Source organism: Ruegeria sp. CH11 (assembly GCF_056537105.1).
Genome location: NZ_JBQFQX010000004.1, coordinates 26407 through 38167 on the forward strand (window position 1 = coordinate 26407; position 11761 = coordinate 38167).

Annotated in this window: 10 protein-coding genes, 1 tRNA gene and 1 pseudogene; 1 reads left to right on the plus strand and 11 read right to left on the minus strand. The window is 56.4% G+C overall.

The features are described 5' to 3' along the window. Positions 1-352: 352 nt before the first annotated feature. Positions 353-438, plus strand: a tRNA-Leu gene (locus tag ACR0LX_RS07960). A 188-nt stretch (positions 439-626) separates the two neighbouring features. Here the strand turns inward: ACR0LX_RS07960 and ACR0LX_RS07965 are convergent. The 11 genes and pseudogenes from ACR0LX_RS07965 to ACR0LX_RS08015 form a co-directional block, all read right to left on the minus strand. Next, a pseudogene (locus ACR0LX_RS07965) lies at positions 627-890 on the minus strand (IS6 family transposase); the annotation flags it as partial. A gap of 229 nt (positions 891-1119) precedes the next feature. Continuing rightward, positions 1120-2127 (minus strand): LacI family DNA-binding transcriptional regulator, encoded by a 1008-nt coding sequence (locus ACR0LX_RS07970; RefSeq protein WP_480783242.1) that lies wholly within the window; start codon positions 2125-2127, stop codon positions 1120-1122. Between the two features lie 5 nt (positions 2128-2132). Beyond that, the gene (locus ACR0LX_RS07975) at positions 2133-3302 is read right to left on the minus strand and encodes a dihydrodipicolinate synthase family protein (protein ID WP_480783243.1); all 1170 of its coding nucleotides are present in this window, start codon (positions 3300-3302) and stop codon (positions 2133-2135) included. Between the two features lie 4 nt (positions 3303-3306). Beyond that, on the minus strand, positions 3307-3615 hold the full coding sequence (locus tag ACR0LX_RS07980) for a Dabb family protein (RefSeq protein WP_480783244.1): 309 nt from the start codon (positions 3613-3615) through the stop codon (positions 3307-3309). 1 nt (position 3616) lies between these two features. Next, positions 3617-5203: a GMC family oxidoreductase gene (locus ACR0LX_RS07985; RefSeq protein ID WP_480783245.1), complete on the minus strand. Its 1587-nt coding sequence runs from the start codon at positions 5201-5203 to the stop codon at positions 3617-3619. Positions 5204-5219: 16 nt separating this feature from the next. Further along, on the minus strand, positions 5220-5978 hold the full coding sequence (locus ACR0LX_RS07990; RefSeq protein ID WP_480783246.1) for a 3-ketoacyl-ACP reductase: 759 nt from the start codon (positions 5976-5978) through the stop codon (positions 5220-5222). After that, positions 5975-7465 (minus strand): GMC oxidoreductase, encoded by a 1491-nt coding sequence (locus ACR0LX_RS07995; RefSeq protein WP_480783247.1) that lies wholly within the window; start codon positions 7463-7465, stop codon positions 5975-5977. Before ACR0LX_RS07995 ends, ACR0LX_RS07990 begins: the two co-directional genes overlap by 4 nt. Beyond that, positions 7462-8574, minus strand: a complete 1113-nt coding sequence (locus ACR0LX_RS08000) for an ABC transporter ATP-binding protein (RefSeq protein WP_480783248.1) — start codon at positions 8572-8574, stop codon at positions 7462-7464. Before ACR0LX_RS08000 ends, ACR0LX_RS07995 begins: the two co-directional genes overlap by 4 nt. Positions 8575-8580: 6 nt before the next feature. Beyond that, positions 8581-9462: a carbohydrate ABC transporter permease gene (locus tag ACR0LX_RS08005; RefSeq protein WP_480783249.1), complete on the minus strand. Its 882-nt coding sequence runs from the start codon at positions 9460-9462 to the stop codon at positions 8581-8583. Then, positions 9462-10355: a carbohydrate ABC transporter permease gene (locus ACR0LX_RS08010; RefSeq protein ID WP_480472011.1), complete on the minus strand. Its 894-nt coding sequence runs from the start codon at positions 10353-10355 to the stop codon at positions 9462-9464. Before ACR0LX_RS08010 ends, ACR0LX_RS08005 begins: the two co-directional genes overlap by 1 nt. Before the next feature lie 99 nt (positions 10356-10454). Further along, positions 10455-11705: an ABC transporter substrate-binding protein gene (locus ACR0LX_RS08015; RefSeq protein ID WP_480577634.1), complete on the minus strand. Its 1251-nt coding sequence runs from the start codon at positions 11703-11705 to the stop codon at positions 10455-10457. Positions 11706-11761: the final 56 nt, after the last annotated feature.

Sequence of the window (11761 nt, forward strand, 5' to 3'; positions counted from 1 at the left end):
TTCTCTCTAACCCAGTCAGAAACTGCGTGAAAGAGTGGTCGATTTCGAATTCAGTTGGAGCGACAGATACGTCAGGACGCGCGAATTTCAAGCCGGGTGCGATGGGGAATTGTTGTCGAAGCCACAAGCCAACGCCATATAGGCACTCACGAAACGAGCGTCTTCGCTACTGTATTCCAACGCGCAAGCCCTTTTTGTATCACCAGATGCCTGCTTCAGAGTAATTCGGGGGCGTTTTACTGGATGACATGTCGGACAGAAATTCCTGCGTTTCCACCCGCAAAGCGCATTGTATTCATGATCTTGTGGCCGTATGGAGTTTTTTATGGCCCAAAATAGGCCCGACACGCACGCCCGCGTGGTGGAATGGTAGACACAAGAGACTTAAAATCTCTGGGCCGAAAGGCCGTGCCGGTTCGAGTCCGGCCGCGGGTACCAGCTTGAGCAAGGCATCTGAACTCGTTCTCGTGCTTACCACGTCACATTAAGTTAGGATGCGTAGCGAAAGTGATGGGAAAACGATGAGTTCCCGTCTTTCAACTTAAAGATGAACGGTGCAATCTCGACTCACCACATCTTTTTGAAACGCTTTCACACAGCTAATGACATAGACGCTTACTGGAACATTCGTGATCAACAACCCGACAAAGATTATGCCGCTTACCCTGCACGTTTACAAAGACCTCGTCGAGCTGCCACTTCCAATTCGAGTGCTCTCGCAATTTCTGAACACACTTTCTTCGGATTTCTGATGCAAACATTGGACCGAAGCGATACCATCAATATCGAACTGTCTCGTAGCTCGCTTCGAACCCGCGCTTGTGCAACAGATCTTCCACGTTTCGATGAGGCAATTGGAACCGAACGTACAGCATCACAGCCAAACGGATGACCTCGGGACAGGTTTTGAAGTACTTGTATGGCGATTGCTTATTCGAGCATCTAGGCTACGAAAGTTCTCAGCCCGCTTCCAGCCAAGTTGGTCGAACAAGGCCACCACGGCCGGATGAGTGATTTCAGTGCTGGTTCTGCGATTCTTGCCTGGCAACCGTTCTCGCGCGGGCGGAAGCCGCGCACCCTTGGTTGTCTCGAACCAAGCCCTTCGACTGACCGGTAAGGCTATCTTTTGTTTTTCGTGGTCTGTCTCAAAACCAAACGCGTGGGCGTGCGTACGTGTTGCGCAGGCCTGGTTCCGTCCTGCAACCAAAGCAAAACAGTATCCGCGACCTTTTCGCCAAATTCCGAAACGCCACAATGCACAGTAGATAATGCTGGCCAGCATTCAGCAGCTTCCTTGATGTCGTCGAATCCGACGACCTGAAACGCGTCGCCAATGTTAACCTGGGCCTCATGGCAGGCATTGATCATCCCAAAAGCAACGAGGTCATTGAAGCAAACAGCGGCATCGCATTCGGGATGCTCCTTGAACAATCGCACGGTTGCCTGATGCCCAAATGACCGACTGGACTTCCCTGTCGTTACAATGGCTTGCAAGCCGTTGTCTTTCATTGCATCAATGTAACCCGACAGCCTTTCCCGGGTGACTTCCGCACCGTCCAAGCCACCAATGAAGGCGATGTGCCGTGCCCCGGTATCGATCAGGTATTGTGTGGCTGACCGCCCGCCATCTGCATAATCCGGGGCTATGAAGGGGTATCGTGCGGTTTCGTTGTCAACTTGCCGCAAGACCTGCATCAAAGGGATGCCGGCTCGCTCGACAGCTGAGAGAGTGTTTGAGACATCGCCATAAGCAGGTGACAGGATCAAGGCGGATACGCCGTGTTCAAGCATCGCGCCCACCACCTGATCCTGAAGCGCGGGGTCTTCGTTTGTGTTGGCCACGACGACCGCATAACCTCGGGACCCCAATGCCATCTGCAACGAAGTTGCAAACTCCGTGAAGAATGGGTTTGTCAGGTCGTTGATAACCAAACCAATGAGCGCCGTTCCCGTAGATCTCAGATTTGCCGCCGACCGGTTGTAGACATAGCCAATTTCCTTCATCGCGGCATGAACTAGCTTGCGTGTCTCAGGCTTCACCTGCTGGCTGCCCTGCAACACAAGGCTTACTGTCGATTTGGAAACACCCGCTGTGTTGGCGACATCTATGATCGTGGGTCTGCGCATTCAGGCTATTGTTCAACTCCGTGCAGGCTGAGAAGCGTGGTCATCCGTGCTTTAGCCAGTTCAGGGTCCAAGAGCAAACCGGCCTGATCCGCCAGTCTGAACACCTGTGCGTAATGGCAGATGTCACGGCTGGATTGGAACCCACCAGGCATGATGAAATGAGACTGGGATCCGTTCAGCCACGCCAAATAGGCAATGCCAGCTTTGTAAAACCGGGTTGGTGCGCGAAAAATCTCTCGGCTAAGGGGAACGGTCGGTGCGAACAGCGCATTGTAGCGATCCATGTCATTCATCGCCAGCGCCTCAAGCGCTTGGCTTGCAGCCGGAGCGATAGCGGCAAAAATCCCAAGCAGAGCATGAGAAAAGTGCGCGCCATCTCCGGCAATCAGATGGGCATAATTGAAGTCGTCACCGGTATAAAGGCGGACGTCATCAGGCAGTCGCGCGCGAAAGGCTTCCTCATGTGCCTGATCCAGAAGCGAGATCTTGATCCCATCCACCTTGGCGGGATTCTCGTTGATCAACGACAGCACGAAATCGCTGGCCACGTCGACATCCGTACTGCCCCAATAGCCTGTCAGTGCAGGATCGAACATGTCCCCCAGCCAATGCAGGATTACCGGCTCTGCCGCGCCATCGATCAGCGCGCGATAGACATCGTGGTACGTGTCCGGGCCTGCGTTGATCGCTGGAAAAGCGCGCGATGCCATCAGGATCAGTTGACCTCCGGCTGCTTCGATCGACTCGGCCTGGTGCTCGTAGGCCGACAAGATTTCGCCCGCAGTGTTCAAAGCGCTTTGTGGCAGGTGATCGGTCCCTGCCCCACACGCGACCCGAGGCGACAACGGATGCGCCCTTGCCGCCTTCATGGTGCGTTGAATCAACTCCAGTGCAGTTTCCCAGTCGACACCCATACCGCGCTGAGCAGTATCCATGGCTTCGGCGAGACCCAGACCCTGATCCCAAAGGCCCTCTCGGAATTGTAGCGTTGCCTCCCAATCGACCGCCGGACGACCATCCCACGGGTTGCATTCGGCCAGTGGGTCCGAGACCACATGTGCCGCTGCAAACGCGGTACGAGTCAAAGGCACCTTGGGCGCACGTGGCACCAGAGGTGTGCCGGTCAGCGTATAGGTTTCGAGATGGCCTTCGGAATTTGGCAGAACCAGTTGCATAGCCTCAGACCTCCAGATCCAGTACCAGGATACCGTCGATGCCACCAACGGCGTTTTCGACAAGTTGAGCGCCCAGCGCTTTGTGCGTTTCGTTGTTTTGGTATCTGTCCAACGCTGCCCAATCGTCAAAATCGATCACGAAACCATGCATGTAGCCGCGCTCGATCTGCTCGGGGCTTTCACTGCGACCACCGGTAAACCCATGGGCCCCCGGTAGTTCGTCGGACACTTCAGCGAGACCTTTATAGATTGCGGCAATGCTCTCCTCGGTCACGTCAGAGCGGAATTTGGTCAGTACGATATGGCGGATCATGTCAAATACCCTGATCTTGTTTGATCATGTCAGCAGCCTTTTCGCCGATCATGATGGTCGGAGCGTTGGTGTTCGATGAGTTGACCGTTGGCATGACCGAGGCATCTGCGACCCTCAGACCCTCGATCCCGTTGAACCGCAAGCGCGGGTCCAGTACTGCCTCGGCGTCGCTGCCCATCCGGCAAGTGCCTGCGCAATGGTGCGATGTTTTGGAGTGTACGCAGATGAAGTCAAAATATTCCTGCTCGGTCCGCACATTCGGCCCCGGCAGCCGTTCGGCCAGAATGTAGGGCTTGAGAGCGTCCTGGGACAGGATGTTCTGAACCAGTTTCAAACCCCGGATGGACATTTCGCGATCATATGAATCCGCCAGATAGTTGGGGTCGATCAGCGGCATTGCCGCGGGATCGGCGCTTTGCAATCGGACTGTGCCGCGCGATCGTGGGCGCAGGAAACAGGCGTTTAGGGTAACACCGCCATTTGGCATCGCCTCGACCCCGGCCTCGATGCCGGTGCCGAGTCCCAGATGCATCTGCAGATCGGGCGAGCGCGCATCCGGATCGGCATACCAAAACCCACCTGTTTCAAACAGACTCGACGCCACCGGCCCTTTGCGCGTGAACAGATATTGCAACCCTGCCAAAGCAGACAGGTGCAGCTTGGCAAAACGATCATAAGTATGCGGGCCGGTCACTTCGCAAATCGAGTACAGGTCCAGATGATCCTGCAAGTTCGCACCCACCTGAGGTTGATGATAGACCGCGTCGATGCCGAGACCGTCCAATTGATCCGCCGGGCCAATGCCCGAAAGCTGCAACAAGCGAGGTGATCCGATGGCCCCGGACGCCAAAATGACCTCTTTCGACGCGGTGATCTTGTCACCGTTCAGCATTTCGATCCCTGTCGCCCTGCCTTTGTCGACAGTAATGCGGCGCACCTGCGCGCCTGTACGTACCGTTAGGTTCTGACGGTTGCGGTTGGGCGCGATGAACGCCATCGCGGCGGACGAGCGACGCGCATTGCGTTGAGTCAGTTGATAGTACCCTGCCCCGTCCTGTTTCACGCCATTTACATCGTGGGTTTCGGGAATGCCTAACTGTCCGGCGGCTTTGATATAAGCATCGCAAATCGGTAGGGGCGCAGCGGGCATGGACACGCCCAGCGGTCCGCCCTTGCCGTGGTATTCGTTTTCGTAGGTGTCGTTGTCTTCGGATTTTTTGAAATAGGGCAGCACGTCAGCATAGCTCCACCCCTCACACCCCATTTGCCTCCAGCCATCGTAATCCTGCGCTGCGCCGCGCGTATAAATCTGCGCGTTGATCGCGGAACCGCCGCCGATGACCTTGGCCTGAGTGTAGTTGAAGACCTTGTTTTGCATGTGTTTCTGCGGAACGGTCGACCAGCCCCAACTGCCGATGCCCTTGGTCATTTTCGCAAAGCCCGCAGGCAAGTGAAAGAACGGATGACGGTCGGACGACCCGGCTTCGAGCAGCAGCACGCTTACGGATGGATCCTCAGAAAGCCGTGCAGCGATGACCGATCCTGCCGAACCGCCTCCGATGACAATGAAATCAAATCCTTCAGACATTCTGTTGCGCCCTGACTTACAGACGTGAAATAGACAAGCCACCATCCACCGGGATGGCGGCACCCGTGGAAAAGTGCATCTGCCCACGAACAAGCGGGATAACGACGGAACCGATATCTTCGGGCTCGCCCCAGCGCGAAGCAGGAACAAGGCCACCTTCGATCCTGTCAGTGTAGGCGTCGCGCACACCCGCGGTCATACCCGTTGCAATGATGCCGGGACGCAGCTCGAAGACGCCGATACCATGTGGCGCCAGGCGTACCGCGAACAACTGCGCCATCATCGCTGTTGCCGCCTTGGACACGCAGTACTCGGCCCGTTCTATCGATGCCATTGTCGCGCTGACCGAGGTGACGAATATGATCGACCGATATATCTCTTGCGGTAGGGCAAGCATCCTCCGGGCCACTTCTTGCGCCAGAAAGAATGCGCCGCGTGTGTTGATATTCAGGACGAAATCCCAGTTCTGGGGCTCGATCTCCAACATGTCACCGCGCACAGGCGCGCCAACACCTGCATTGCTAATCAGTGTTGTGACCGGCCCCCAATCCGCCTCGATTTGATCCAGCAACGCAGGAACATGGGCAATGTCGGACACATCATGCTGCATATAGGTTGCGTTTGGACCGAGCTCGCTCAATGCCTCGCGCACCACTGACGCATCAGGCGCAAATTGCGAGGCCAGCACCACCTTGTACCCTGCTGAAACCAAGGCGCGTGAGATGCCAAGACCAATGCCCTGTTGCCCCCCGGTGACCAAGGCAATTCCGCTCATGCCGCAAACTCCGTCTCAGTAATATTACGGCCCGCCCGCAATGCCAGCGCGGCAATGGTCAAAGCAGGATTCACCGCAGCCGAGGTCGGCAGCACCGAGGCATCGACGACAAACAAGTTTTTATGGTCATGGCTTCGGCAATGGGTATCTACAACACTGCAACTCGGGTCCCGGCCCATACGCGCTGTTCCACATTGATGTGATGGCGTACGGCGATCGAACGGCCGCGACAAAACGATCGGGAAACCGGCCTGCCGCAGATGGGTTTTCAATCGGGCGACAAGCGCCTCATGTGCGGCCCGGTTCGATCGTTTCCAATCAAGGCGGATTTGGCCCCGTTCAATCGTGACGCGACTGTTTGGATTGGGCAGATCTTCGGACATCGCGTAGAAATCAAAACTTCTGCCTGCGATAAGGTTGGCAAACCAACCGGGTAAACGGGTTTGCGCCGCAAGAATTGGCCCCGTGATCTTGCCAAGCATCTGGATGTTCCCAAGCGGGAAGCCGCCCTTGCCATCGTCATTGTAGTAGTCGTTGAACATCAGTGTTTTCTGATACACGGACCGATTTCGGCGCAGTGGATGCAGGGCCAGAACTGCCGAACAATTGTGGTTCATGAAGTTGCGTCCAACCTGATCCGAGCGGTTGGCAAGACCTGTCGGGTAATTGTCGTTTGCGGATGTCAACAACAGGGCGGCAGATTGAACTGCGCCTGCGGACAGCGCAATCAATGGGGCTGTGAAACTGCCATGTCCTTTCACTTCGACACCGGTTATCCGTCCATCCTCTGCGGCAATCAGCCTGTCCGCAGTTGCTCCGGTCATAAGTTCAACATTCTCATGCGCCAATGCCTGCGCAAGCGCCTGCGTTTCCGCATCCATCTTGCCTCCACATGTGTTTGGAAAGGCATCCCAGGTGGTCTGGCCCGCCGCAAGCCATGTGTCGATATCCACGCCCAACGGGACTGAGGACGGAGTCAATCCGCTGCGACGCAGTCGATCCCGCAAGTCCGCGATATCTGCCTCTTCTGCCACCGGAGGGTGCGGGTATTGCGCGCTGTGTTCGGGCTCGGTTGGGTCTTCTTCGGTTGTTCCGTGGACTTCATAGAGTTGTTCGGCCGCAGTATAGTCGGCCTCTAGCTCCTCGTAGGATATTGGCCAACCAGGGGCTTCACCGCCCATATGCCGGCGATGCTTGAAATCTTCTTTGCGATACCGGATCAAAGCGGCCCCGTAGAACTTGGAATTACCGCCCACGCAATAATAGTTTCCCGGATTGAAGGGACGGCCATCTCCGTCAAGCCAGGTTTCTTTGGGACGGAAATGACCATCAGCAAAGATTGCTTTCGGATCCCGATCCACGGGCGAAGGGCGCAGATGCTGTCCGCGCTCAAGGATCAGAATGCGGCGCCCAGACGGGGCCAGCGCTGCGGCCAGCGTCGCCCCTCCGATCCCCGATCCGATGATTATGACGTCCGCCTGTCTCACGGAATGATCCGCATCTCGCTTTCGGGATCAAAAGCCACGGCTTTTTCCATGTTCACGGCAAAATCGAAATCCTGCCCCGGTGCGACCTCGGCATCCGAGCGCATTCTGGCAATCACATCGCGACCCCCAAGTTGCATCGAGACGAAGGTGTCCGATCCTGCGGGTTCCGTCACCACGATCCGGTTGGTCATCTGCGCGATATTGGTGGATTTCCGGTCAGCACCATCCATATCGGTTATGGTTTCGGGCCGAATGCCCAGCAAAATGTCGCGACCCTCCCATTCAGCCAAATTGTCCTGACTAAACGGGAGTTGAGCCATCGATCCATCATGAACGGCGACCTCAGCATGGGGACGCCCGTTCAAAATGACAACCTTCGCCGGCACCACGTTCATCGCAGGCGATCCCATGAACGTTGCGACAAAGATATTGGCGGGCGTGTCATAGATTTCCTGTGGCGTTCCCAGTTGCTGCACGTAACCGCCATTCATTACCGCGATGCGGCTGGAAAGGGTCATCGCTTCGATCTGGTCATGAGTCACATAGACGATTGTCGTCCCGAGGTTCTGGTGCAGCTTCTTGATCTCGGTTCGCATATCGACGCGCAGCTTGGCGTCGAGGTTTGAGAGCGGTTCGTCGAACAGGAACACATCTGGTTCCCGTACCAATGCGCGACCCATGGCAACGCGCTGGCGCTGGCCACCCGACAATTGACCGGGTTTACGATCCAGCAATTGTTCGATTTGTAGCAGCCCGGCGACCTCTTGCATCGCCTTGTCCCGTTCTGGCTTGGGGACGCCATGCATCTCAAGGCCGAAGGTGATGTTCTGCCCGACCGTCATGTTCGGGTAGAGCGCATAGCTTTGAAACACCATTGCGATGTTGCGGTTCGACGGGTGCACCCCGTTCATCACCTGCTCCTTGATACGGATTTCTCCGCTGGTGATCTCTTCCAGCCCCGCGATCATGTTCAGCAAGGTCGACTTGCCACAGCCCGAGGGACCAACCAGCACGAGGAATTCCCCCTCTTGCACTGAGATATCGACCTTGTGCAGAACCTCGACCGACCCATAGGACTTGGTCGCGTTATCTATGTCCAAAAAACCCATGAAGCCTTATCCTTTCACGGAACCCGCCATCAGGCCGCGGACGAAGTATCGACCGGCCACGATATAGACGAGCAGAGTTGGCATGGCGGCGAGAATGGCCGCAGCGAAATGAACGTTGTATTCCTTAACGCCGTGCGATGATTGCACGAGGTTGTTCAGTGCCACCGTCATCGGCTGGCTGTTGGCATCGGCAAAGGACGCACCAAACAAGAAATCATTCCAAATGTTGGTGAATTGCCAGATGATCGACACCACGGCGATCGGCCCGGAACTGGGCAGAAGGATGCGCCAAAAGATTTGGAAGAACCCCGCGCCGTCGATCTGAGCGGCCCGGATCAACTCGGTCGGGAAAACGGCATAGTAGTTGCGGAAATACAGCGTCGTAAATCCAATTCCGTAAACCACATGCACCAGCGCCAGACCCCAAGTGGTGCCCGCCAGACCCATCAGGCCCAGCATCCGCGCCATCGGGATCAGGACGATTTGAAACGGAATGAAACAGGCAAACAGCATCAAGCCGAAAAGGATTGTGTCATACTTGAAGCGCCATTTTGTCAGTACGTAACCATTAAGCGCACCAAGGATGGTCGAGACGATCACCGCCGGAACCACCATCTTGATGGAGTTCCAGAAATAAGGCTTCAACCCGGTTGGATCGACACCGATCTGAGCCGAGGACCATGCCTTGAGCCACGGCTCCAACGTGAAGACCTGTGGCAGGTTCATCATGCCGCCGCCGGTAATCTCTTCCAGCGGTTTGACCGAGTTCACCAGCATCACGTAAAGCGGCAGCAGGTAGAACAGCCCGAACAGCAGCAGCACCAGATAGATCAGCGTCCGCGTGACGCGGCCCGTGCGGATCGCGGTATCCTGAGTTGCTTGAGACATCAGCGTTTCTCCCGCAGTTCAGCGTACAGGTACGGGATCATGATCGCGGCAATGGTCATCAACATGATCGTGGCCGAGGCCGCGCCGATCCCCATCTGATTCCGCGTGAAGGTGTAGGAATACATGAAGGTTGCGGGCAGTTCCGTGGCCCTACCCGGTCCGCCTCCGGTCAGGGCAATCACAAGGTCAAAGGTCTTGATCGCAAGGTGGCTGAGGATCACGAAGGCCGACAGAAATGCGGGGCGCAACTGCGGAATGATGATCCGGCGATAAAGGTTCCAGTTCGAGGCCCCATCCATCTGCGCCGCGCGCAGGATTTCGTTGTCGATGCCACGCAATCCGGCCAGAAACATTGCCATAACGAAACCGCTGGTCTGCCAGACCGCCGCCAGCACGACCGTGTAAATTGCGTAGTCTCGGTTCTTGATCCAGTCGAACTCGAAGCTTGTCCAACCCCAAGTGTGCATCACGTTTTCAAGGCCGATGCCGGGGTCAAGGAACCATTTCCATGCGGTGCCTGTGACGATGAAGCTCAGCGCCATCGGGTATAGGTAAATCGGGCGCAGCAGCCCTTCACCGCGGATTTTCTGATCGAGGAAAATGGCGAGACCAAGCCCTATGCAAGTGCAGATCACGATATAGAGGCTTGCAAAGATCCCCATGTTGATCAGCGAGGTTTCCCAATGACTTAACCGCCAAAGCTTGTCATAGTTTTCCCAACCGACCCAGCCGAAGGTCGGCAAGATGCGGCTGTCGGTGAAGGACAAGTAGACCGAAAACAGAATGAACCCATAGACAAAGACCAGCATCATCGCCAGTGAAGGTGACAAGACCAGCTTGGGTATCCAGTTCTGAAGGCGTGTCTTGAAATCCGCGTCGGCTGAAGCAGCCATGGCGCGCCCTCCTCGTTCGAGTACAAAAGATCGGAGCGTTCGCGCCCCTTAAGTGACAGGGCGGCCAAACGCCGCCCCATCGGGAGGATCACGTTAGGATCACTTGGCGATCGAAACGGCGTCGACCAGTTCGACCACGGCCGTTTCGCTGTCATATTCGCCGTTGAAATGAGCGGTCACGACGTCGTAGACCGCATTCTTCACCGATGCGGGTGCTGCATGTCCGTGTGCCATCGAACCGAACAAGTTGCCGGACGAAGCAGCAGCCGCCAGATCTTTCATGCCCTGCTGACCGCAAGCGTCCAGATCGCTGCCGTCAACGTCTGTACGAGCAGGCACCGAACCCTTCACCTTGTTGAAGGCAATCTGGAACGACGGTGACAGAATTGCGCTGGCCAGCGCCGCCTGTTCAGCCGAAACCGAGCCACCTTGATCAAACATCATGAACTGGTCTGCGTTGAACGTGACCTGATCCTGCGTGCCTGGGAAACGGAAGCACAGGAAGTCTTCGCCCGGTACTTTGCCCGCGTTCAGAAACTCGCCTTTGGCCCAGTCGCCCATCATCTGGAAACCGGCTTCACCGTTGATGACCATTGCGGTTGCCAGGTTCCAGTCACGACCCGAGAAATTCTCATCCACATTGTCGCGGATGAAAGCCATGCGGTCGAAGGCTTCTTTCATCGCGTCACCACCCAGAGTTCCTTCGTCCAGATCAACAAATGCCGCCTTGTAGCCATCCGGCCCCAGCGTCGACATCGCCACCGCGTCGAAAATGGTTGCATCCTGCCAGGCCTGACCACCATGCGCGATCGGAGTAACTCCGGCAGCTTTCAGCGCCTCAACAGCGGCAACGAATTCGTCCCAGTTGGTCGGCTGGGCAATGCCATTGGCGTCCAGAACGGCCTTGTTTGCCCAGACCCAGTTGGTTGAATGTACGTTGACTGGTGCAGACACCCATTTGCCGTCATGCTTGGCGAACGCCTTCAGGGCGTCCGGAACAACGTCGTCCCACCCTTCTTTAGCAGCCACCTCGTTCAGGTCAGCCAACGCGCCCTGATTGGCCCAATCGAGAATGTCAAAGCCCAGCGCCTGAACCGCAGTTGGGGCGTTGCCAGCCGTAACCCGGGCGCGCAGAACAGTCATGGCCTGTTCACCACCGCCGCCAGCGACCGGCATATCCGTCCAGCCAATACCCTGCCCGGACAGGTCGTCTTTTAGAACGTTCAGCGCGGCAGCTTCGCCACCCGATGTCCACCAGTGCAAAACCTCGACCTCTTCGGCCTGCGCGATGCTGGTCGTGCAAAGCAGACCAGCCACAATCAGCGATTTTGTCTTTAGCAGTTTACGCATTCTTGTTTCCTCCCTTAATGCGTTCATACTTTTGGGCCATTGTCACAGAGCCCTGT